16 protein-coding genes and 1 riboswitch are annotated in these 24079 nt (G+C 49.8%); of the genes, 10 read left to right on the top strand and 6 right to left on the bottom strand.

All coding sequences use genetic code 11. The features are described from left to right. Window positions 1-33: 33 nt before the first annotated feature. Window positions 34-3129: a DNA polymerase I gene (gene polA, locus KDW_RS17320; protein ID WP_162005320.1), complete on the bottom strand. Its 3096-nt coding sequence runs from the start codon at window positions 3127-3129 to the stop codon at window positions 34-36. A gap of 330 nt (window positions 3130-3459) precedes the next feature. Here polA and KDW_RS17315 point away from each other — a divergent pair, with 330 nt between their 5' ends. After that, complete coding sequence (locus KDW_RS17315) at window positions 3460-3714, top strand: helix-turn-helix domain-containing protein (RefSeq protein WP_151757110.1); 255 nt, start codon at window positions 3460-3462, stop codon at window positions 3712-3714. Window positions 3715-4136: 422 nt separating this feature from the next. Continuing rightward, a complete protein-coding gene (locus tag KDW_RS17310; RefSeq protein ID WP_162005319.1) occupies window positions 4137-5144 on the top strand; it encodes an NAD-dependent epimerase/dehydratase family protein in 1008 nt (335 codons plus the stop codon). A gap of 67 nt (window positions 5145-5211) precedes the next feature. On the opposite strand, the gene KDW_RS17305 is transcribed toward KDW_RS17310, so the two are convergent. Together KDW_RS17305 and KDW_RS17300 are read right to left on the bottom strand one after the other, a co-directional pair. After that, complete coding sequence (locus KDW_RS17305; RefSeq protein ID WP_151757108.1) at window positions 5212-7713, bottom strand: mannose-1-phosphate guanyltransferase; 2502 nt, start codon at window positions 7711-7713, stop codon at window positions 5212-5214. A gap of 216 nt (window positions 7714-7929) precedes the next feature. Continuing rightward, window positions 7930-8109: a hypothetical protein gene (locus tag KDW_RS17300; protein WP_126597342.1), complete on the bottom strand. Its 180-nt coding sequence runs from the start codon at window positions 8107-8109 to the stop codon at window positions 7930-7932. Between the two features lie 1528 nt (window positions 8110-9637). On the opposite strand from KDW_RS17300, the gene KDW_RS17295 reads away from it, so the two are divergent. From KDW_RS17295 to KDW_RS17270, 6 genes are all read left to right on the top strand, one after another. Further along, window positions 9638-10495: a biotin--[acetyl-CoA-carboxylase] ligase gene (locus tag KDW_RS17295; RefSeq protein WP_151757107.1), complete on the top strand. Its 858-nt coding sequence runs from the start codon at window positions 9638-9640 to the stop codon at window positions 10493-10495. Between the two features lie 95 nt (window positions 10496-10590). Beyond that, window positions 10591-11055 (top strand): transcription elongation factor GreA, encoded by a 465-nt coding sequence (gene greA / locus KDW_RS17290; RefSeq protein ID WP_151757106.1) that lies wholly within the window; start codon window positions 10591-10593, stop codon window positions 11053-11055. 177 nt (window positions 11056-11232) lie between these two features. Next, entirely contained in the window at window positions 11233-11964 is a 732-nt protein-coding gene (locus tag KDW_RS17285; protein WP_269822456.1) for a ComF family protein, read from the top strand. Window positions 11965-12138: 174 nt separating this feature from the next. After that, on the top strand, window positions 12139-14148 hold the full coding sequence (gene ftsH / locus KDW_RS17280; RefSeq protein WP_151757104.1) for an ATP-dependent zinc metalloprotease FtsH: 2010 nt from the start codon (window positions 12139-12141) through the stop codon (window positions 14146-14148). Between the two features lie 303 nt (window positions 14149-14451). Then, on the top strand, window positions 14452-15675 hold the full coding sequence (locus tag KDW_RS17275; protein ID WP_151757103.1) for an aspartate aminotransferase family protein: 1224 nt from the start codon (window positions 14452-14454) through the stop codon (window positions 15673-15675). 450 nt (window positions 15676-16125) lie between these two features. After that, complete coding sequence (locus tag KDW_RS17270) at window positions 16126-17694, top strand: APC family permease (protein ID WP_162005318.1); 1569 nt, start codon at window positions 16126-16128, stop codon at window positions 17692-17694. Between the two features lie 94 nt (window positions 17695-17788). On the opposite strand, the gene KDW_RS17265 is transcribed toward KDW_RS17270, so the two are convergent. Continuing rightward, window positions 17789-19351 carry a HEAT repeat domain-containing protein gene (locus KDW_RS17265; RefSeq protein ID WP_162005317.1) on the bottom strand — a complete coding sequence of 521 codons (1563 nt, stop codon included), beginning with the start codon at window positions 19349-19351 and terminating at the stop codon, window positions 17789-17791. 263 nt (window positions 19352-19614) lie between these two features. Then, window positions 19615-19702: riboswitch (ZMP/ZTP riboswitch) on the top strand. A 52-nt stretch (window positions 19703-19754) separates the two neighbouring features. Here KDW_RS17265 and KDW_RS17260 point away from each other — a divergent pair. Beyond that, window positions 19755-21293, top strand: coding sequence for a glycine hydroxymethyltransferase (locus KDW_RS17260; RefSeq protein ID WP_151757100.1), 1539 nt, complete (start codon window positions 19755-19757; stop codon window positions 21291-21293). Window positions 21294-21395: 102 nt separating this feature from the next. Further along, complete coding sequence (locus KDW_RS17255; RefSeq protein WP_151757099.1) at window positions 21396-22571, top strand: phosphoribosylaminoimidazolecarboxamide formyltransferase; 1176 nt, start codon at window positions 21396-21398, stop codon at window positions 22569-22571. Window positions 22572-22676: 105 nt separating this feature from the next. Here the strand turns inward: KDW_RS17255 and KDW_RS17250 are convergent, their stop codons facing one another. Then, entirely contained in the window at window positions 22677-23177 is a 501-nt protein-coding gene (locus tag KDW_RS17250; protein ID WP_151757098.1) for an MFS transporter, read from the bottom strand. Window positions 23178-23250: 73 nt separating this feature from the next. After that, window positions 23251-23943, bottom strand: a complete 693-nt coding sequence (locus tag KDW_RS17245; RefSeq protein ID WP_151757097.1) for an MFS transporter — start codon at window positions 23941-23943, stop codon at window positions 23251-23253. Window positions 23944-24079: the final 136 nt, after the last annotated feature.

Raw genomic sequence — 24079 nt, 5'->3', positions numbered from 1 at the left:
CAGGCATGCACAAGACAGTGCCCTCTCGTTATGTTATATCATGGGTTCGGCTTCGTACCAATTTTTGCCCATCTTCATTTCCACTTTGATCGGCACGTCCAACTTCTCGACGCCTTCCATCATCGAGCGGATCAATTTTTTAGCACGATCAAGTTCTTCAACAGGTACCTCAAATACCAACTCATCGTGTACCTGCAGGATCATGCGTGTCTTCATGCGATTCTCTTTCAGCGCATGGTGCAGACGAATCATCGCAATCTTGATCAGGTCCGCATTGGTTCCCTGGATCGGCATGTTAATCGCCTCACGCTCCAACGCCTGCCGCTCAGTATGGGAGAGCGCATGCATATCAGGAAAGAAGCGTTTACGTCCATAGAGCGTATTGACATATCCCTGGGTCCGAGCCTGCTGTAGCGTGCTATCGACATAGGTTTTGACGTTGGGGAAAATCTCATGGTAGTGCTTGATAAACTCGGCCGACTCGGCATTAGTCATACCAGTAACCATAGCCAGTCCATAGGCAGACTGCCCATACAGCACTGCATACACCACCGTCTTAGCCAGGCGGCGCTGATCTTTAGTCACCTCTTCCACGGGTACACTAAAGAGAGTCGAGGCCGTGATGGTATGGATATCCTCACCATTGGTAAAAGCCTCAACCAGACGCGGCTCATGTGTAATATGGGCCAGAATGCGCAGCTCGAACTGTGAGTAATCGGCCGTGAGCAAGACATAGCTGGGATCAGCGATAAAGGCACGACGGATCTGGCGTCCCAGTTCTGTGCGCACTGGAATATTTTGCAGGTTTGGATTACTGGATGAAAGTCGACCACTGGAAGCAATGGTTTGATTAAAGGATGTATGCACGCGACCAGTGTGGGGCTCCATCAGGGTCAGCAAGCCATCAATATACGTTGATTTCAGCTTACTCAACTGGCGATACTCCAGCAGATAATCCACCACCTCATGTTTGCCACGCAGTCCCTCAATCACATCCGCGTTCACCGAATAGCCCGTCTTGGTTTTTTTACCGGTGGGCAATTGCAGCTCGACAAACAACACATCCGCCAGTTGTTTGGTGGAATTAATATTGAAGCGATGTCCAACCGCCGCATAGATCGCATCCTCCTGCGTGTGCAGTTGCTCCTCCAGCGTCTGACCAAACTCACGCAGGAAGGTCCCATCCAGGGCCACACCATACAACTCCATCTGCATCAACACAGTGATCAGCGGTAACTCGATGCGCTGATACATATCCATCAAGCCGTGCTGCTGTAACTCCTCCTGAATCGGCTCGACCAGGCGCAGGGTCATATCAGCATCCGCGCCAGCATAATCGGCCGCCTTGCGAATCGGCACCTGGGACATACTAATCATTTTGCTGCCCGAACCAATCAGTTCGTTAATCGGCGTCATCATAATACCCAGGCGCTGAAAAGCCTGATCCTTGAGTCCCACGCCACGTCGGCCCGGTTCAGCCAGGTACGCACCCAGCATAGAATCAAAGGCCAGACCTTTGACATCAATACCATAGCGCAACAGGATCGCCAGATCATATTTGGCGTTATGCATATATTTCAGGACGTGCTCGTTCTCCAACACCACCTTCAGCTTTTCCAGCACATAAGCACAGGACAACTGGGTATCGGGCTCATGGCCGTCTGGCGTCTGCTTATGGCCAACCGGAATATAGTATGCTTCGCCAGGTGCCATAGAGAGTGAAATACCCACCAGTTCCGCGTGGCGAGGCTCATCGGAAGTGGTCTCGGTATCAATCGCAAAGCTTCCTGCATCTGTCAGGCTTTTAATCAGGATGCGCAGGGCTTCTTCGCTATTCACGATCAGGGTATTGGTCTGCTTGTACTTCTCACGGTCGGCGAGCAAGGCATTATCAGCACTCGGCAGACCGGGCAGGCGTAGCTTATGTACCACCTCTTCATGCGGTGCCTCTACTTCAAATAAACTGAGTTGGGCCGGCCCTGGCTCTTTGGTAGCCACTGCAACCTGGGCACTCGCGTTCTGCTCAACACTGGAAGCTTGCAGCGACAACGGCTCCAGCACATCCTGCGGCACTGCCGTCTCCTCACCAGGAGGCAGCGGCGGCATGACAATGGGCACCACACCCATGGGAGGAGCAAACCTCGGGTTCTCACCCAATGCCTCAATATCAGTTTTATCAGTCAGATCAGAGGCTGTACCTGATGGAGTTGAGGATAAAGCCGAGCTGTGGGTATCCGAGACAGGAATATGGAGCTCACGGAAAAGCGCCAGAGCGCGCTCAATCAAGGTCCTGAATTCCAGCTGACGGAAAAGCGTCATCACCTTATCACCATCCACCTGTGTCATCCGACAGGCATCCAGATCCAGCTGTACGGGTGCATCTAACACGATAGTGGCCAGATACTTACTCTGTCGCGCCTGTTCGGAGGCCGCACCGATCAATTTCTGTTCTTTTGGTTTTAAGCTATCAAGGTTGGCCAGAATACCTTCCAGGTCTCCATACTCACCAAGTAAACGACTGGCCGTCTTCTCACCCACACCGGGCACGCCAGGAATATTATCTGACTTATCACCGACCAGACCCTTGAAATCGGGTAATATCTTCGGCTCAAAGCCATAGCGCACCTTGACTTCATGCTCATCATAGTCCGTGACCTCGGTAATACCCCGCTTGGCAACCTTGACAGTGACCTGGTCATTGACCAGCTGCAGCGTATCCATATCACCTGTATAAATAACCGTATCCACCCCCAGCTTGCGTCCCTGAACCGAGAGCGTACCCAGCACATCATCAGCCTCAAAGCCATCTTTCTCATAGATAGCAATCCCAAATGACTCCACCACCTCGCGAATACGGGCAAATTGCGGCTTCATATTATCAGGCAAAGCCGGACGATGGGCTTTATACAGGCTATATTCCTTGTGCCGAAACGTTGGCGAAGGACGATCAAAAGTCACCGCGATATAATCCGGTTTTTCTTCAAGTAACGCTTTCATTAACATCGACGTAAAGCCAAACGTGGCATTTACTGGCTCACCAGCACTGGTCGAAAGGTCCTCTGGCACAGCGTGGAAAGCGCGATGGATAATGGCATGTCCATCTATCAAAATCAGTTTTTTGCGTTTCATCTCTGCTGTCATTTCTCTTTATAAAACCATCTTTTCTATATCTATTCCAAGCTCTATGCCTGAACCCGGTAAAAGCATGCATCTTTCTTGTAAGTAACATTTGCTCTTGCTGTATTTTAATATGTTTGAGTCGAGATGTATAGTATAGTTAACTGGCGGGCAGTGTTATTGCCTCCTCATGGTATACCAGAAGCTGCACGATAGAGCATTTCAACGCAAGCATAGCGCGAAGAAGATCCTCTTGTGAGCCGGGACACTGCTGTTAGCATGACTAGTCCTTAGGATGTACTAAGGACCGTCCTTAAATAGCAATACACCAAAGGGGATTCTATGCCACAAAGTAATGTCTTAGATAAACATCAGTCTGAGGTAGGAGACCAGAAGAAGACAGAGGAAAAGGATGAACTGTTGACGGTACGCGAAGTTGCACGCCGTTTACGGGTCGATGACACAACTGTACGCCGTTGGATTAAAAGTAGTGCCCTGGATGCAATTACACTGCCCCACCGTGGAAAACGCCAGGCCTACCGAATCAAACGTTCAACCCTGGAATCTCTTCTCGGCGATGCTCTTCCAGCTGCCTGATGGTTTTTTCATCTTCTCACCTGCTTTATTAACCGCTACTTTTACACTCTATATATCAGTCCATTCGAACCCGTAGTCGTGCTCTTTTTTCGATGCGGCAGGCCTGCGGCTACGGGTTTTTTCTTCATTTCTTTTATTAGATAAAAGATGCACCAATATCAATAGGGGAAATGCATACACTAATAGGGAGAGGGATAGCAAGAGATATTCTCTCATACCGTGCAGTGTGGATAGTTCGGCTTTAGCAATGGAGTGAACGCCGCACACTCACGCCTGGCTGCGCACGCAGCATTGAAATGGCACGCACGCTATACAAAAGCAATCGTGAACGCCGCTCGGTCGCGGCTCGCTACATCGCTGCAGCTCAGCCATTGAAACTGGCATAAGATAGAGACTAAAAATAATACATGGAGAGGCCCAGTATGAAAATAGCTATCACCGGTGGAGCTGGTTTCGTCGGAAGCCATCTAACGAAAGCATATCAAGACGCTGGACACGATGTCATTGTGATCGATAGCCTTGTCACAGGATCAGCAGAAGCTATCGATCCACGTGCACGTTTCTATCAAGTAGATATACGCGATAGAAAACTGCAGGACATATTCCAGGCGGAACGTCCAGATCTCGTTAGCCACCATGCAACTCAACGACACGAAACAGGAACGGGCGCACACACCCTGACGGACGCAGATGTCCACGTGAGAGGCTTAATCAATGTCCTGGATAGCTGTGTTAGTGCCTCAGTAAAACAGTTTATCTTTGCCTCCGGCGGAAATAATCTGTACGGAAGAGTCACGCCCGAACTGTTGCCGCTCCCGGAAGAAACCTGCCTGCAACCGCGCAGCGCGCAGGATATAAGCAAGCTGGCAGGAGAATGGTATGCGCGCTATTATACACAACAATATGGACTCAAACATACGATTCTGCGCTATGCAGATATCTATGGCGAAATCCGTATCACACCCCATCATCATCCGCTCAGCTACTTTATACACATGCTTCATGAGCACAAGCGTCCCATTATTCGCGGCAGCGGCAATGAGGTGCGTGACCACATCTTCATTGACGATGTGATCCAGGCCAATCTGCACTTACTGAAAAATCTGGTTCGTAGCGAAAATCGGACCCTCCATATCAGTACTGGTCAGGGCTGCTCATTAAATCAGCTCTATCATATGCTAGCAATCATGCAGAATAGCCAGCAAGAGCCCATCTATCTCTCTGGTCCACATCTAGAAACGTCTTCGATTATCCTGGATAATACGCGCGCACGCCATCTGTTAGGCTGGCAACCAGGCGTCACACTATCCGATGGTATTCGACAGGCGATGCTGCGCCTGCTGCCAGAACAACAACTGCCAGCACACGTGAGAGAGTTTGACGCTCCCAGGTTTGTCATTGCAGCTGAAGCTACCCTCTCAAGAGCCTGACCTGCAAACAAATACAAAAAAGGACTGATCGAGATATATTCGACCAGTCCTTTTTTTTGAGTAGTGCCTACTGCTGTAGACCACTCACCACGCGTGCATATTTTTCCGCCAGGGCCTGAGCATGTTCGGTAGAAACAGACTCGGCAAACACATGGAAGAATGGACCATCCGCATCCGGAAGCACCAGTACCCACTCTTTACCCAGGTCAATCTTAATACCATCGATTGGCTTGGCACGTCGCTCACGGTACTGTTCGCTCAAGATACGCATAACCTTGCCCTTGTGTTCCCAGGGACAATTAACGCGTGTACTGCTCATATAATAAGCAGGAAGATCATCCACGACCTCGGATAAGCGCATCTCAAAGGTAGACAGCAGTTCCAACAGCTTGGCTACGGCCAGCATGCCATCAAAGGCAGGATGGAGTTCGGGGAAGGCAAATTGGCCGCTGCCATCTCCGACCAGAACCACACCTTCACGGCCCGCCGCCGTCATCAAAGCATGGGGGAGCACTTTGGTATGCTGAATATGACCATCATAGCGCTTCGCAATATGCTCCAGAGCACTCGGTGCGGTCACCGGAGCCGCCACGGTCCCGTTGCGATGGCGACGCAAGAAAAGGCTGGTCATCACTGACAATATCTTCATACCATCCAGAATGCGACCACGATCATCCACGACCGAGATACGCTCACCACTGGGATCGATACGAATACCCATATCGGTATTCAATGCCGAACTAATCGTGGCCAGGCGCTGCATATCTTTGCTTAGCTCATCCGGTGTACGGGAAGGATTAGCCTCTTCTGAGTCCGAGTTCAACACAATGACTTCACAACCCAGATTGCTCAGAATCTTCGAGAACATCTCGTTGGTACTACCATGAGCATAGTCCACAACCAGTTGGAACTTACGCCTGCGCACCGCCTCGTAATCCACAACGCGGTTAAAGCCCTCAAGATAGTGCCCATCAATATCCTTCGTGCTTAAGACATCAATCGCCCCGATCTCATCAATATAAACGCGACGGAAATCCTCACGGAAGTATAAATTCTCAATCTTACGTTCGGTTGTTTTATTGATATCCAGACCATTTTGATCAAAAATTTTAATTTCCACCACACGCTGGTCTACAGGAGACATACTGACATGGACACCACCAACGGCTTCAGTAGTACGAATAAAGTAGCGTGCAACAGGCAGCGGCACCTGATTAATATCGTGAACATTAATACCTGCTGACGGTAAGCCAGCATTGATGCCACGCTTAATCATACGAGAAGTACGATGGGTATCACGATTCAAGCAGACGGCCGAACCTTTAGGTAGAATTCCACCATAGGCAGCACCCAGTTTAGTCGCGAACTCTGGCGTCAAATCCACATTAACCAGGCCAGTAACACCATAGCGACTAAAGAGTCCACGGCGTCCCTGCGAACCCCAGATAATGCTGGTATTCACGACAGCCCCGGCCTCAATCTCTTTATCAGGCCAGATCTTCACGTTCGGTTGAATGATCGCCCCATCCTGAATAATGGAATTATCACCGATTACCGAGCCCTCAAACATCACGGCTTTACTCTTGATATTTGAAGACGAACCAACAATCGCCCCACGCAGTTCAGCACGATCCCCGATATACGAGTTGTTCCAGACAATACTGCGATCAACCTGCGCGCGCTCATCAATAATCGAATAGCTACCAATCATGCTTGGACCATGGATAATCGCCCCGGCGCGCACCTTACAATCCCGTCCTAAATAGACCGGACCGTACAGTTGCGCATCCTCATGAATCTCTGCTCCCTCTTCACACCAGATGTTATTACCAAGATGGTGGGCAGGAATGTCAAGATTCACATTATGTTGGAGCATATCCGCATTCGCCCGCATGTATTCACCCAGGTTACCGACATCGCACCAGTAGCCCTCAGGAGCCACATAGCCATAAATCGGATCTCCCTGCTTCAACATCATCGGGAAGAGTTCCTGGCTAAAGTCAAACTGCTTATCCCGCTCAAAGTAGCTAAATACTTTGGGATCAAGGACATAGATACCTGTATTAATAGTATCGCTAAACACTTCTCCCCAGCTCGGTTTTTCCAGGAACTGGGTAATATGGCCGTCTTCATTGGTAATGATGACACCATATTCAAGAGGATTATGTACATGCGCGAGAAGAAGAGTTGCGAGAGATTTTTTTTCGTTATGATACTTGATCAGTTCTGTCAAATCATAATCAGTGAGGGCGTCCCCACTAATCACGAGGAATGGCTCAGTCAGTTGGTCTTCGGCATTTTTCACGCTACCCGCCGTACCCAGAGGTACATCTTCACGCGAGTAGGTAATACGCATACCCAGTTGTGAACCATTGCCAAAGTAATCTTCGATATTACTTGCCAGATACTGAACGGTGACGACGACCTCGGTGATGCCATGACGCTTCAACAAGTTGAGGATGTGCTCCATCACAGGCTTGCCCACGATAGGAACCATCGGTTTTGGACGTCGAATCGTCAATGGACGTAGCCTCGATCCTTCCCCGCCGGCCATTACAACCGCTTTCATAGAGGCCTCCCTTGTGTATCGGGGCAACTTGCATAGTTACCCGGGCTGTTATAGGAAATATAAAGACGGCGTAGCAATGCCACGCCGTCCCATCTGCTCCGCTATCTTCATTGTACAACATCCACGAAGAGCCCCGCAAGGTAACTTTTCGTACGCTATTGACCAATAGCCGTACACACTCCTCGTAAGAGTGCATACTATTCTATCCCAGCATCACTACCACTCACTAAACCGCCCATGCTCTACAAGCCAGCGTACAAAACGATGATGATTGGTCTCTTCGGTGGCTTTGCGCTCTTCGTACTCTTGCTGAAGTTGAATGAGTCGTTGAGCTTCCTCTACAGTAAAACCCTCATCCAGGAGGGCATCGACGAGCAGATCCATATATTGCTGCATAAAAAGTCCTCCTTCCTTCGCTTCTACTACTCTTCCAACCAACGCACGCGAAGCACCGGACACTTTTTTTTACCGACGACGGCTCTCAGCAGTACAAGCTTTTCAGCATCGAAAACTGACTGCCTGGACACATAGACATCCTGGCCGTATCAGTCAGACGAAAAAGTATGAAGTGCCACTGTCGGTTGGAATACAGAGTGCTATCTCTTTCCATTCAAATGAGTTGCAATGATCTCACGAATAAATGCTAAATTGGAAACAGACAACATATCCTGTGTATGCAGTTGCCATGTCACAGGCTACATATTCATCACGATTGTCACTGCTTGCTAGATCCAAACAGGCCAGATTATGGCCAAAAGTTTCTCGGCAGTTGGAAGCTCCAGAGAGGATGCAAATGCCGATCGCTACATTGAAACGGGTCCACAGTGATACAGTGATGGCATGGAGCACAACAGGCAGAACAGATCTCCCATCCTCCTCATTCTACACTACCCTCTTATCTGTTACTTACACTAGTATAGCATATGATCATCTGGGGATGCCATATCTTTCCCATAACGTACCAGTTCAACTATAGAATATATTAGTGGATAGTGTTTGCTCTCCACTCTCATTGGGGAAGCGTGCTACCAGCCGCACTCGGGCACTAAAGCGCCCATGATTCTTTTTAGTATGGTGTGTCAAAAATGGGCCCGGCCCATTTTTGACACACCATACTAAAAACCTTGTTCGCGCCTGCGGCGCTTAAACATTGTATGCTGTGGTGGAAATATGGGCACTTCAGTGCCTGAGTGCGCCTGATCGCGACGCTCCCGATCAGTGTGAATCGCAGACACGCTCTTAGCTTAAATAAGGTGTGGTAAACAGCTATGATTCTCTTTACCATAGCAAAGGAAGTTCTTTACAAGCAGGCATAATGACATAAAACACTGTGTTTTCACACAATATTCACAATGAATGGTAGAGTGTAAAGGCACATGACAAGCCATTTGTGCGTATCAATCGCTACGATGTCCTGAATGAATTTTAAGATAAAGCTTGACAACAGTTAAATCTCGATGGTACAATATCGACATCGAAAGGAGGTGGTGTGTAATGGACGAACATAATCGCTGCGCAGGCAGCGTTGTTGAATCCCGCACCTTCCAGCAGAGAGGAATGGGGCGTTAAGCCACATTCGCTAGCACCTGGCTTTGGAGCTTGGTGAGGGTTTAAACAAACACACACTGGCAGGTAAGGCAATTTCCCTGTCTGTGCAGCACCCCCAGAGCATTGGCGAACAAAACATGTATTTGCCTTGCTCTGGGTTTTTTGTAGATACTCACAACTCATCCAATGCAGAAGCACGCTGATACGTATTTGTTATTGCACAGAAGCTGTTTTGAGTACACATCAACAGAGATAACACATAAAATTGTGGGTGCAAAACAAAAAAAGAACAGACTGTCTGGCGCGTGTTTCCCTTCTGATCCTGGATCCAGGCTCAATGGGAAGAAGCTACATTGATAGATAGAAGTGGTAGAGCTTGGACAACATTGATACTCCACCATCCAGAAAGCTAGATGTCGAGCGCATACAGCATCTTCTGGAAACTGAAATACTTGGTACTGGCAAACACCTTATATACGAACCAGTAGTTGATTCGACAAATGCTCTGGCAATGCAGCTGGCCCAGAATGGGTCAGAGGAAGGGGTAGTGGTACTTACCGATAGTCAGACAGCCGGTAAGGGCAGACAGGGACGACGCTGGGTTGATGTAGTAGGCTGGAATGTATTGTCATCTACTGTGCTCCGACCATTATTTCCACCGTATCAGCTGGTGATGATTGCTTCACTGGCGGTTGTAGATGCTATCGCTGATACATGTAATGTCACGGCAAATATTAAATGGCCAAACGATGTCCTGATCAGGGATCGCAAAGTCGCTGGCATACTTATCGAGACCAGCCATGATCGTGCTGGCCACCTCGTGGCTATCCTGGGCATCGGTGTCAATATTAATGGGCATATTTCACGTTTCGATACCACTCAGACATCACTACAGACCAATCAAGGGCTTGTTACTACAGCCACCACACTTGAAGAAGAGAGTGGCCATGTAGTGAGTCGCGAAGCGTTCATTGCCCACCTGCTGTACCAGATCGAGACCCGCTATCTGGCCCTACAGCAAGAAACGCGGCAGACCCATGGCCATGGGTCTATCTCTCGCTTTATACGAGAGCAATGGCGTGCTCGACTTTCAACCCTTGGGCGTACCATACACGTCCATCAGGGGAAGAAACTACTCAGCGGTGTTGCTGAGGATGTGAATGACCAGGGAGAGCTGTTACTCCGCGATCATTCTGGTGAATGTATTACTATCACATGGGGAGACATCGAATAACCTTATTCCGTTTGATGTTTTGTACAAACTCACTGGAGAGATGAACAAACTATTCGGAGGACCCCCTCCATCACACAAACGAGAGGAAATCAACCATGGAGTCACAAGAAATATTCCTCACCAATGACGGTATCGCTCGCGCAGCTAATCAGCTCGAGTTTTTACGTACCGTGAAGCGTGCTGAAATTGCCCAATATCTTCATGATGCCAAGGAATCTGGTGATGTCATCGATAATGCAGCGTATGAAGAGGCAAAAAGTCAGTATGCTCGTCTCGAAGGTCGCATTTCTGAACTAGAGGAAATGCTGGCTCGTGCACAATTAATTGCAGATGTGCATGGAGATGTTGTTTCTCTCGGCTCCGTTGTCCATCTAGAAGTAAGCAATGGCCGCTCATACCGCTATCAATTGGTCGGTGCTTTTGAGGCCGAACCCAGCTCCGGACGTATTTCTAACGAATCCCCTGTTGGAAAAGCCCTGCTCGGACATAAAGCAGGCGATATGGTGATCGTTTCAACCCCCGGTGGCGTCAAAGAATACACGATCACAAGCATCGAGTAAGCGAACTTCTCCTGTCGCAACAACCAATGAAGAGAACTATAAAAAAGGCCTGCTTGTTTTATTTACAAGCAGGCCTTTTTTATGCCATCCTGATGGGACCTTCCGCAGCTATCGGATCCTCCATGACGTTTTTTCAGGGAAACAAGGTATTTCTGTAATGAAGGGGAGGGATGAAAAATGCGGATCATCCAGGAATATCTCAGAGCTGCGTTAGATCTACTTTTTCCACCACTATGTGTTCAGTGCCACAGGAGTGGGAGTGTGCTGTGCGATACGTGTCTACTGGCTATTCCATGGCTGCAACCACCATTATGCAGATTATGTGGTTTGCCCCAATTAGCAGGACAAGCCTGTCGGCGCTGCTTGTATCATCCGCTACAGTTAAGTGGACTCCGAGCTATCAGCAGCTATCAGGAACCATTACGCTCAAGCATCCATGCCCTTAAATACAATGGGAATACACGCCTGGCTGATCCATTAGGAGTTCTACAGGCGCAGGCCTATCAACGCCATCACCTGGACGCGGACCTGATTATTCCTGTTCCACTCCATCAAGAACGCTTGCGTCAGCGTGGCTACAATCAAGCTGCATTACTGGCCCAATCGTGTGCCGCCACATTACAGATACCACTGGAGACAACGCTCTTATACCGGGGGAAAACCACCTCAACCCAGGTAGCTTTGACAGCCCTGGAACGGCGCGAGAACTTGCGCGGGGCATTTTATTGCGCTCCTGATTCTACAACTAAAACCGTGTTCAAGCGTAAAATTCTTATCATTGATGATGTCAGTACCACTGGCGCAACCCTCGAGGCATGCGCGGCCCCTCTCTTCGCGGCAGGAGCACAGGCAGTATGGGGACTGGTACTGGCACGGCCAATTGTAACAAAAGCTACTGGTCCAGCGTAAAGACTAGAGAAGTTCTATTCAACAATTTTGCATGTGTTCTATAAGAGATTGACAGCCGGATGTGCTATAATAAAGCACACAAGAGTCACAAATTCAATACCCGGGAGTCACTATGCCCATATTGCAACTCTCACTGGTATTACTTGTATCTACTCACCTTAGAGAGGAGCCCTCATGCCGAATAATGGAAAATGGCTCAGAACGAGCGTTTTCTGGCTCCTGATCTTGCCAATCGCCGTTCTGATCATCGTCTTTATATTCCGCCCACAAACGTATGTGAAATCGGTATCAGTATCCACCGTGTTAAGCCACCTCAAGACTGATATTGCCAGAAAACAGCTTGACACAGTAACCGTTAGCAACGGAACGTTCACGCTGATCAGGGGACAAACGGCGAATTCTCAGCAGGAAGCAGCGACCATTGATAGTACTTTTGACGCCACCCAGGTGTTAAAAGAGAACAACATCGACTACACAAATCCTGAACTCATCAAGCTCCAGTTTGAAAACCCCAGCCCGATCTGGGGTTGGTTAGGCACGATTTCGAGCTTTCTCCCATTTATCTTTCTAGCTATCATTATGCTGGTAATATTCCGCCAGTCTCAGGGAAGCAATAATCAAACCATGTCGTTTGGGAAGAGCCGCGCACGCATTTTTATGGGCAACAAGCCATCGGTAACCTTTACCGATGTGGCCGGGGTAGAAGAAGCCAAACAAGAACTCCAGGAGATTGTTGAGTTCTTGAAGTATCCTGAGAAGTTTGCTGCCCTCGGGGCACGCATCCCTAAAGGATTACTGCTGGTGGGGCCTCCCGGAACTGGAAAAACGCTCATCTCAAGGGCAGTCGCGGGCGAGGCCGGAGTGCCTTTCTTCAGTATCAGTGGCTCTGAATTTGTTGAGATGTTTGTTGGCGTCGGTGCCAGTCGGGTGCGCGATCTTTTTGAACAGGCCAAGCGCAATAGTCCATGTATCGTCTTTGTGGATGAGATTGATGCCGTCGGACGTCAACGCGGAGCAGGACTGGGCGGTTCGCACGATGAACGTGAACAAACCCTCAATCAGATCCTGGTAGAAATGGATGGCTTCGATACTAATACCAACGTGATCGTCATCGCCGCCACCAATCGACCAGATGTGCTGGATCCTGCCTTACTGCGTCCTGGCCGTTTCGATCGCCAGGTCGTACTTGATCGGCCAGATATTCGCGGCCGGATCGCCATCCTGCAGGTACACGCGAAAGGCAAGCCCCTGGATACCGATGTCTCGCTAGACGTGCTGGCCAAGCAGACTCCTGGTTTTTCCGGCGCGGACGTGGCCAATCTGTTAAACGAAGCAGCGATCCTGGCAGCCCGTCGCAATAAGCGCAAGATCAGCATGAGCGAAATGGAAGAAGCCATCGACCGAGTTGTGGCTGGTCCTGCTCGTAAGAGTCGCATCATCAGTGAGCGCGAAAAATCCATCACCGCCTACCACGAAGTTGGACACGCCCTGGTTGCTCGTATGTTGCGCAATACAGATCCGGTCCACAAAGTATCCATCGTCGCACGAGGACAGGCCGGTGGCTTTACCATGCTTCTCCCTACCGAAGATCGCTATCTCTGGAGTAAACCTCAATTTGAGGATATGCTGGCCTATGCCCTGGGTGGACATGTCGCCGAGTTGATTACCTTTGGCGAAGTCACAACGGGTGCCTCCAATGATATTGAACGTGTGACTAAAATCGCACGCTCAATGGTGACCGAGTATGGTATGAGCAGCCTCATTGGTCCGATGGCCCTGGGACACAAAGAAGAACTGGTCTTCCTGGGTCGAGACTTTGGGGAACAGCGCAACTATAGCGAACAGACTGCCCGCGAGATAGATGAAGAGATCCATCGCATCATTCAGGAAGCCTTTGATAAGGCGTATAACATTTTGTTGCAAAACAAAAGTCGCCTGATCTTGATCAGCGAACGCTTGATCAAAGAGGAAACCCTGGAAGGTCCAACTTTTGAAGCACTCTTCAATCAACCTCCAGGTGATGAGGCGCAGGAAGAAGTACAAACGATCCTGACAGGATATGCGGGAACGCCACCCACTGGCAATACCGAAAGGAAAAGTTTATCTCTTCCCAGATCACCATATCCTTTACCACCACAATTACAACCACCATATAGCAATGAGACAAATACCCCGCATCCTTAGTCAATCATAATCGCTGCACAGCTACTTCTCTGGGTAGTTGCGCAGCGAGCATGATTTGGAAAAGGTCAGGGCTTGTCCAGTCAGGTTCCTCATAGTACAATGGGAATAGTGAAGAGTTCCAGGGGCTTCGTTCCTGCGCAGGCAAAATAGATCTGGGAGCCGAAGCTATAGCCTGGAGCTTTTGTCATTGAAATCGGGTGTTCTACCGTGCAAAGCAGCACACAACACACGATTGAATAACACATTATTTTACTAGAACACCGTTAAACCATGCAAGCACTATTGGATGAAGAGGAGCGGTCTATGACAACAACAGAGTTGAATCAACGCGACTGGGTTAGTCTTGAACAAAAATATTATCAAGGTACGTTTAAACGCCATCCTATCACGCTCGTACGTGGTGAGGGAACGCGCGTCTGGGATAGTGAAGGCAAAAGCTACCTGGATTTTGTCGCTGGCATCGCCGTTAATGTGCTGGGTCATTGCCATCCCGCCATTGTTGAGGCGGTACAGCAACAGGTAACCCAGCTCGTACATGTATCAAATCTTTACTACAACACCCGCCAGATTGAACTGGCTGAACTCCTCAGCATCCAGAGCGATGGTATGCGCTCATTCTTCTCTAACAGCGGCGCGGAAGCGAACGAAGGCGCGATCAAGCTGGCCCGTAAGTATGGTCGCCTGCACCGCAATGGTGCTTATGAGATCATCAGCATGGATAACAGCTTCCACGGTCGGACCCTGGCCACCACGGCCGCCACAGGCCAGGCCGCCTATCAGGCAACCTGGGTTCCTCTTCCCGATGGCTTCAAACAGGTGCCGTTCAATGATCTCCAGGCCGTCAAAGACGCCACCAGTGAGAAGACTGTGGCAATCCTGGTGGAAGCGGTGCAGGGCGAGGGTGGCATCTGGCCAGCCAGTCAGGAATTCATGCAGGGTCTACGCGACTGGTGCGATGAACAGAATCTGGTCTTAATCTGTGATGAGGTTCAGGCTGGCTCAGGACGCACCGGCAAATTCTTTAGCTGGCAACACTATGTACGCCCGGACATCGTCACCATGGCGAAAGGACTGGCCGGTGGTATACCGATTGGAGCGATGCTCACTGGTCCACGCACCGACCTGTTTGTACCGGGTGATCATGGAACCACCTTTGGTGGCAATCCGATCGCCTGCGCTGCGGGTGCCGCCACCATCACAACCATTACCGAACACAACCTGCTCGACAATGCTACCCGCATGGGTGAATATTGGAAAGAGAAATTGGAAGAGCTGTGTACGAAATATGCGTTCATCGACAGCCCTAGAGGTATTGGTCTGATGCGCGCAGTCAACGTCAAACACGGCCTGGGACCCGTCATTGTTCAGAATGCCATGGCCCATGGACTGCTCCTCAATAGCACCAATCCACAAACCCTGCGCATGATTCCACCCCTGGTCCTGAGTAAAGCAGATATCGATGAGGCCGCCGATATACTCAATACAACCCTGGCTGAAGTAGCTGAACTCCCAGCCGCTCAAGCCTGAACACAACAACTAAAAGAGCGTGCAACGTTTTCAGTACGTTGCACGCTCTTCTTCATAACCAATTGTATGTGCTGATGAGAAAGGCAGGGGTGCAGGGGATGCAATCCCTTAACCGGGTTCCAGGGCTGTGCCCTGGCTTCCCTCCCCTCTCCCGCCCGCGTAGCGGGCGCACAACTTATCAAACGAAGTTTGACAAAGTACTAGCTATTATAGACTAGTAATAGCAGGGATTTTGACACATAGTTTCAAGCTATGCTATACTTTTTACAAATAATTTCCTCAACAATATCTTACATTCAGGTATTCTGGGATCGTGGCACATTGAAGTGCAGATGTGGATGGGAAAGGCAATACTTCAACGATCTGTCACTATTTTTCCAACTGCAAACGCTACGGTGCGTGCGATTTTTTATATATTATCACTATCTGGAAAAAAATCAGGAGCTTGCAGTGTCTAATGAACAATCCCCTTCAGTCATACCTTCATTATTAACCCAGGAAAAAAAGAAAATCAAACGTGACTTTCGCTTTGTAGATATGATCTTTTATACCATTGCGGCCATTCTTGGCATTGATACGCTGGGAGCAGTCTCATCGTATGGTGGTCAGGCACTATTCTGGATTCTCCTTTCGGCCGTGACGTTCCTGCTACCCTATGGACTGCTGACCGCGGAACTGGGAAGTACCTTTCCACAGGAAGGCGGTGTCTATGAATGGGGCAAAATGGCCTGCGGACGCTTCTATGCGGCCCTGACCTCAATGTTCTACTGGATCTCTAATCCACTCTGGATTGGTGGGACCATGTTTGTGACAGTGGTAACCTCAATCAAGCTGTTCTGGTTTGGCGACATCAATATGCTCTTCGGTGGCAATAAAGTCAGTGATACGATCATCACGATCTTGATCGCACTGGCCTTTATCTGGGGCACCATCATCTGTGTACTGCTACCAATGCGTACCGGCAAATGGCTGGCCACGGTCGGCTCGATCCTGAAATTAGTGCTGCTGGGATTATTTGTGATTTTAGCACTCGCGCTCCTACTGGGTAGTCATGCAACGGGCGATCATCTACAGTTCAAAGACTTCTTACCGACCAATGATTGGAGCCTGATTATCAGTGGCATTCTGCCATTGCTGATCTTCAAATGGACCGGCTTTGAGGTTCAGAGCGGTGCGGGAGAAGAGATGGAGAATCCACAACGCGACGTCCCACGCTCGCTGCTTGGAGCCGGAAGCGTGGCCGTGGTTGCCTATGTCATTCCGATTGCGGTTATTCTGCTGGCGCTCAATAAACAGCAGATCGCCAATTCCAGCGGCTTCTTGCAGGCCATCAGCAACGTCCTGGTCGTCTTGCCACAACCACTGATCATCACCTTAAAAGTCATTCTGGTGCCAGCCATCATTATCACCATGGCCTCAAGCGGAGCCACCTGGATGGGTGGGGCAAACCGTACCTATGCGATTACCGCGCTGGATCATGCAGCGCCACAGGCACTGGGACGCTTTAGCAGCAAATATGGCACACCACTCGTAACGACTCTGGCCTGTGGAATTATCGCCACTATTGCTATGGTCTCCGCCGTCCTGATCACCTCCTTTGGAGATGGTTCAGTCCAATCACTGTTTACGCTGGTACTCGGCTTCACCGTTTCTATCAATACTCTGTCTTACCTGTTGATTTATCCGACCTACCTGATATTGCGCTACAAATATCCAGAGGTCAAACGTCCGTATCGCGTACCGGGCGGAAAATTTGGAGCATGGCTCGTCACGATCCTGACGACAGGCTACGCCGCTATTGCGGTCTTCTTTATGCTCTTCCCTACTGACGATGTCATCAAACAAGCCAAAGTTGAGCGCTTCCCCTATGAAGCTACCCAGCTAACCGCATTGGGCATCGTCGTATTATTAACTATCATCTTCTATTACTGGGGCAAGCGCGAACAAAAACAAGAATTATCGGCGCAGGCTGCTAGCACAAAAGAAGCTGGATCACTTAAATATGTAGAATCCCATTAAGGTTTTCTTTTAGCGATTACAAATAATATAGAAAAACAGGCCAGCGAAAGATTCCGCTGGCCTGTTTTTCTATATTATTTACTTACAAAATAAACTAATTGCGCATGCTAATACGTTGGATCGCCAGGTTGGTAATATCTTGTACGCGCTGGCGCTGTCCGTCGTTGTTATCAGGCCAGGCAAGAGCCTCGTCCTGAAGTAAGCTGTTAAGCAACGGAATGGCCTGTCGAGCATTGAGAAATCCCAACGCTTCGGCAGCCCTGGCACGTACCAGACTACTTTCATCTTTCAATACAGATAAGAGCGGCGCAGTGGCGCGACTATCTCTCAGTCGACCGAGCGCTTCGGCGACCGCGGCACGTACCGATGGATGCCTGTCCGGTAGGATACGGATGAGCGGAATAATCGCACGGCTAGCACCAAGTTCTGCCAGCGCTCTGGCAGCATGTTCGCGCACATAAAAATTATCATCCTGCAAGCGTGTCAGCAAGGGCTCTACCGCGCGATCATCGCCCAACCAGCCTAATACTGTCGCAGTCGCTGCTCGCACATAATGTGAGAAGTCCTGACTGCGATCATACAGCCAGGGCAACAACGAGAGTACCAGACACGAGATATGCTGAACATGCTTCATGCCAAGCTGACCCAGGGACTTAATAATATACGAGCGCAAAATACTGTCACTGATAGTAGGTAGGGCACTCAGGAGCGGCTGGATGGCACGCTCAATTCCCAACCGACCCAGCGCCATGATAGCTTCCTGGCAGACACGTTCCTCTCGATCGTGAAAAGCGCGATACAGGAGAGGCTCTACCGCCCGCTCGTCCGCTAAATAGCCCAGCGTCTCAATGATCTCAATACGCTCATAGGGTTGCGAATCCGGCAGCAAAGCCAGCAGAGGCTCTACTGCACGAGGATCCCCGAGTAAGGAAAGCGCATGAATGGCCTCCACGCGTACACGCTCTTTTGGATCGTTCAAGGCCAGGATCAATGGCACGACCGCCTGATAATCGCAGAGAAGTCCAAGGGACGCCGCCGCATGGCTGCGTGCATCTGTATATTCATCATGCAATAAAGCAATCAAAGCTTTTAGCGCACGTACATCACCGATTTTTCCCAGCGCCTCAGCGGCCTGAGCGCGAATATATTTATCTGGATCACGCGTAGCGAGCAACAAGGCAATAACAGCACGTTTATCGCGCATCTCGCCCAGCGCTTCGATAGCGCAATAACGCATATCAGATGACGAGGTATCAGCCAGGGCAGCCAGCAACGGCTTCAAGGCTGCGCTTCCAATCGTGGCCAGAGCTTTAGCAGCAACCAGACTGATCTCGGCAGGTTCATCTTCAAATAATGACAGCAACGGTCCGATGGCATGCGGATCACGCAATTCGCCCAGACGCCGAATGGCCTCCAGACGCTGCTGCGGTTGAAGATGATTGAGTGTCGTTAGTAGCTCATGTAATAGCTGGGAATCGTGTGGCAACAAAGCAGGTCTTACAGAACTAGTCTCAACATTGAGAGTAGCTATTAAAGGCTCCGCGTCTGGCTCATCTTCCTTCTCCCCATACTCCCCCCTGGTCTGAACCTGAACAACATCTTCCTCACTGCTTAGATCAGCTATCAACCGATCTAAAGACTGCTTTAGGTCTATCATAATGGTCCTTAAGTTTCTCGTTATCCGGCAAAACAGCATACGTAAACGCATGCCAATCTGCCAATTTGCAAGAAGTTCCTAGCAACATCTTCTACTAACACTACGCCATGTTATCGACGCCACTCACAAACTTTTACAAAAACAGGAAAATAAACTCGTCAATGACACATCTTCACTGTGCCCCTTGACTCTGTTTATCGGCCTGTTATACTACTATAGTAGGCATGCCGAAATAGAACGGCATCCGTTGAAAATACAAATTCTGTTCTCCTGGTAACTGGCGATAGAGTGGATCAACCACGAGGAAGCCTGGAGATATTCCTTCTACAGTCGCTCGCCTGGGCTGGACATACCGAAGAACGTCTTAACGCGTTTTTGGCATAACAACAGCAAAGGAGTAGCGATGTTATCTACACCAATCACTGAACAATCCTTCCTGGTTCGCTATCTACAAACACTTCAGGGAGAGGCCCCCAATTCTGCTGCGGCAGCTTTTTATGCTTCCCTTGATCAGGTAAAAACGGTCTCCCCTTCGATCGCAACCAATATTATCCAGGAGTTGCAAGATCAGCGCGGCAATTTGAAGATGATCGCCAGTGAGAATTATAGCTCATTAACAACGCAATTGGCGATGGGCAATCTGCTCACAGATAAATATGCAGAGGGCTATCCCCATCATCGTTTCTATGCTGGCTGTGATAATGTGGATGCCATTGAGGCTGAGGCGGCCCAGCTGGCTCAGGAGCTATTTGGGGCTGATTATGCATATGTGCAGCCACACTCTGGTGCCGATGCTAATCTGGTCGCATTCCTGGCTATTTTGTCTGCGAAAGCTCAGAAACCAGTACTAGCCGAGTTGGGTCAGGAAGATCCATCCAAGCTCTCTCGTGAGGATTGGAATAAGGTGCGCGAGGTCGTACACAATCAGCGCCTGCTCTCGCTGGACTACTATTCCGGCGGCCACCTCACCCATGGTTATCGCCATAATATCTCCAGCCATCTGTTCGACGTCTCAACCTATTCGGTAGATCGTCAGACTGGCTTGATCGATCTGGAGCAGTTGCGACAGCAGTTGCACGAGGTACGACCGTTGATCCTGCTGGCTGGCTATAGTGCTTATCCACGCAAGCTCAACTTTGCCCGTATGCGTGAACTGGCAGATGAAGTCGGAGCCGTCCTGATGGTGGATATGGCTCACTTTGCCGGACTAGTTGCGGGTAAAGTCTTCACCGGCGAGTTTGATCCTGTTCCCTATGCGCATATCGTCACCTCAACCACCCATAAAACGCTGCGTGGTCCACGTGGTGGTCTGATCCTCTGTAAAGAGGAATATGCCGAGTGGGTCAATAAGGGCTGTCCTGCCATGCTGGGTGGACCATTGCCACATGTGATGGCGGCCAAGGCGATTGCGTTCCGCGAGGCCTCAAAGCCTGAGTTCCAAACCTATGCAGCAAAAATTGTTGAGAACTCCCAGGCATTGGCGGCCGCCTGCGTAGCTGAAGGCTTAGATGTCCTGACCGGTGGTAGCGACAATCACCTGCTCCTGATCAACGTCGCCAAAACCTTTGGCCTGACCGGTCGCCAGGCAGAGTCAGTGTTGCGCGAATGTAAAATCACTCTGAACCGCAACTCCTTACCATTTGATGTCAATGGACCCTGGTATACCAGCGGACTGCGCATCGGCACACCAGCCATCACGACACTTGGTATGGGTCCTGCTGAAATGCGTGAGATCGCCAGTATCATCAAGCGCGTCCTCTCAAATGTTACCGCAGCTAAAACCGCCAGTGGCAAAAAGAGCCTTAACAAATATATTCTGGATAATGAGATTCAGGCCGAAGCCCGGCAGCGTGTCGAGGCTCTCCTGGCCCGCTATCCACTCTATCCTGAACTGGATCTGGATCTGGTTCAGGCTGATACGCTGACCAGCGCTTCTCTGTAAAACTTCTCAAAGAATTCACCAGCCAGGTTACTATTATTTGTAGCCTGGCTGAAGTATGGCTATTTTTATGGATAGCTTATATATAGGAAAAAAAGATTTACCATGACAAATACAGAACTGACACTACGTTATGGATGTAATCCACAACAGAAACCAGCACGTGTACTGGCAAAAACTGGTGAGCTCCCCTTTACGGTCCTCAACGGCGCTCCCGGTTATATTAATTTGTTGGATGCCCTCAACTCCTGGCAATTAGTCAAAGAGCTCAAAACTGTCCTGAAATTACCCGCTGCGGCTTCTTTTAAACATGTCAGCCCGGCAGGTGCAGCCGTGGGATTACCTTTGAGCGCTGAGCTTAAAAAAGCGTATGATGTCGATGATCTTGAGCTTTCGCCGCTGGCCAGTGCCTATGCACGAGCCCGTGGTGCTGACCGGCTGGCATCCTTTGGCGATTGGGCAGCCCTCAGTGATGTGGTAGATGTACCAACCGCCCGCCTGTTAAACCGCGAGGTCTCGGATGGCGTAATTGCACCTGGCTATGAGCCAGAGGCCCTGGCGATCCTGCAAAAGAAACAGAAGGGTCGCTATATCATTCTCCAGATCGATCCTACCTATGAGCCAGCCGAGATTGAGCAACGCGAGGTCTTTGGCGTCACATTTGAACAAAAGCGCAATAGCAGCCTGGCCAGTCCTGACTGGTTCAGCACCATTCCAACTAAAAACACCGAGCTAACAGAAGCCGCTCAGCGCGACCTGCTGATCTCATTGATCGCGCTCAAATATACCCAGTCCAACTCCGTCTGCTTCGCGGTCGATGGCCAGTGCATTGGTATCGGTGCCGGACAGCAGTCCCGTATCCAGTGTACCCGTCTGGCAGCCTCCAAAGCCGCAATCTGGTATCTACGCCTGCATCCACGCATCGCGGAATTGCGCTGGAAAGCCGGCATCAAGCGCCAGGATCGTGTCAACGCTATCGATCTCTACCTACGCGACGATGTGGCACCAATTGAACTGGAACAGTGGAAAGAGAACTTTGAAGAAGTTCCTGAACGCCTGACCGCTCAGGAAAAACAAGAATGGCTCAAAACGCTGACCGGCGTAGCCCTGGGATCTGACGCATTCTTCCCATTCCGGGATAGCATCGATTGCGCTGCGATGTATGGTGTCAAATATGTAGCCCAACCCGGTGGCTCATTGCGCGATGACAATGTGATCGCCGCCTGTGACGATTATGGCATGGTCATGGCCTTCACCGGCGTCCGCCTCTTCCACCATTAAACCGTAACCTGTAGCGGCAGCGCTCGTCGCTGCGACCTCTCGACGTACGAGCAAGCGCTGGTAGTAGTTACCAGCGCTTGCTTTTGCATTATTATTCATGAGGTTTCAAGACAAAGGAGCGGCAGTTTCATCACTCATAGCGACGCTAGCAGTCTCATCAGGCGTAAGACGAACAGAGCGAATAAGCCAGCTTAAAGCGAAGATCACCAGACCTAGAAGCACCACAAAGCCCAACGCGGTACGCAGGCCAAAACCATCCGCCACAAAACCGATCAGCGGCGGTCCGACCAGAAATCCCAGATATCCACAGGTTGAAACAGTAGCCAGTGCAACCTCGCTATTACCAGGAAAGTTCTGACCAGCTGCACTTAAGACCAGTGGAAATAAGACAGCCAGACCCAGGCCAATCAAGCCCAGACCAATAATTACCACCGGCGTCCAGGCAAAGATCAAGCCCAGACCAAGACCACCTGCCGATAACAGACCTCCCAGGCTAATCAATACAGCGGAACCAAAGCGAGCGGCCAGGTAGTCACCAATGCCACGGCCAATAGCCATACACAGCGAAAAGACCGCAAAACCAGCGGCCGCAGTCCGCGCTGGCATGTACCGGACGTGCCATAGCCATGACGACCAGATAAATATAGAGCACTCCAGTCAGACATGGCTCCTTCACTGATCAGGGCACAAAAGGCAATCGCCCCAGCGCTACCAGGGTACGGGATGGACGAATAAACAAAGACTTCTTCTTCGGTACAGCTTTTTCCGTCTCTGTCACCACAGCTGGCTCAGGCGGTAAAAGAAAATGCGAAGCAATCAGAATGCCAGTGACACCAATAAGCGAGATACCTGAAAAATGAAAGACAGGACTAATATTATAGGAAGCAACAATACCACCGATAAAGGCACCTACTAATGCACCCACACTATAGCAAGCATGGAATGAATTAAAAATAGGTTTCCCATACCCACGCTCAACGGCTGCACCTTGCAGATTCATCGTCACATCCATCGCTCCATTGCTGGCACCAAAGAAGACCAGGGCCAGCACCAGCCATACCAGATCAGGCGCCAGAGCCAGCAAAGGTAGAGAGATACATAAGCCAATGGCAGTGAGGACAGTAATGATAGCGCTACCGAAACGAATAGCGATGCGCCCGGCAATATTCATCGCAACCAGAGCACCAATCGCGGCCCCCAGTAAAGCAATACCCAGCTGGCCAGGCTGCAAACCAAGTCTTGACTGCACCGCGGGAATACGGGCCGCCCAGCTAGCAATCAAGGATCCATTAATAAAAAACAAAGCAATAACGGCCACACGGGCTAACCGTAAGCGATGTTGTCTATCTACATGTGTATACGTTGATATCATTTCGACCTTTCAATAGCGCATTTTTCAGCAATTAAACCTTAACCATCCCGACATCATATAAAAAAATGCAGAAAATTGCAGTACTTTCCTTATAATAAACGCAGAAAAACGCAAAATCAAGAGTTTCACATGCGCT

This window comes from Dictyobacter vulcani (assembly GCF_008974265.1).
GTDB lineage: Bacteria > Chloroflexota > Ktedonobacteria > Ktedonobacterales > Ktedonobacteraceae > Dictyobacter > Dictyobacter vulcani.
Note: the sequence above shows the minus strand (reverse complement) of the source record. Positions and strands in the feature narration are given on the sequence as shown.

Excerpts from the sequence above, each read along its gene's own strand:
- ftsH (WP_151757104.1), top strand. The coding sequence starts at position 12,139 with ATGCCGAATAATGGAAAATGGCTCAGAACGAGCGTTTTCTGGCTCCTG.
- KDW_RS17260 (WP_151757100.1), top strand. The coding sequence starts at position 19,755 with ATGTTATCTACACCAATCACTGAACAATCCTTCCTGGTTCGCTATCTA.
- KDW_RS17285 (WP_269822456.1), top strand. The coding sequence starts at position 11,233 with ATGCGGATCATCCAGGAATATCTCAGAGCTGCGTTAGATCTACTTTTT.
- KDW_RS17305 (WP_151757108.1), bottom strand. The coding sequence starts at position 7,713 with ATGAAAGCGGTTGTAATGGCCGGCGGGGAAGGATCGAGGCTACGTCCA.
- KDW_RS17275 (WP_151757103.1), top strand. The coding sequence starts at position 14,452 with ATGACAACAACAGAGTTGAATCAACGCGACTGGGTTAGTCTTGAACAA.
- KDW_RS17265 (WP_162005317.1), bottom strand. The coding sequence starts at position 19,351 with ATGATAGACCTAAAGCAGTCTTTAGATCGGTTGATAGCTGATCTAAGC.
- KDW_RS17315 (WP_151757110.1), top strand. The coding sequence starts at position 3,460 with ATGCCACAAAGTAATGTCTTAGATAAACATCAGTCTGAGGTAGGAGAC.
- polA (WP_162005320.1), bottom strand. The coding sequence starts at position 3,129 with ATGAAACGCAAAAAACTGATTTTGATAGATGGACATGCCATTATCCAT.
- greA (WP_151757106.1), top strand. The coding sequence starts at position 10,591 with ATGGAGTCACAAGAAATATTCCTCACCAATGACGGTATCGCTCGCGCA.
- KDW_RS17310 (WP_162005319.1), top strand. The coding sequence starts at position 4,137 with ATGAAAATAGCTATCACCGGTGGAGCTGGTTTCGTCGGAAGCCATCTA.
- KDW_RS17255 (WP_151757099.1), top strand. The coding sequence starts at position 21,396 with ATGACAAATACAGAACTGACACTACGTTATGGATGTAATCCACAACAG.
- KDW_RS17300 (WP_126597342.1), bottom strand. The coding sequence starts at position 8,109 with ATGCAGCAATATATGGATCTGCTCGTCGATGCCCTCCTGGATGAGGGT.
- KDW_RS17250 (WP_151757098.1), bottom strand. The coding sequence starts at position 23,177 with ATGCCAGCGCGGACTGCGGCCGCTGGTTTTGCGGTCTTTTCGCTGTGT.
- KDW_RS17245 (WP_151757097.1), bottom strand. The coding sequence starts at position 23,943 with ATGATATCAACGTATACACATGTAGATAGACAACATCGCTTACGGTTA.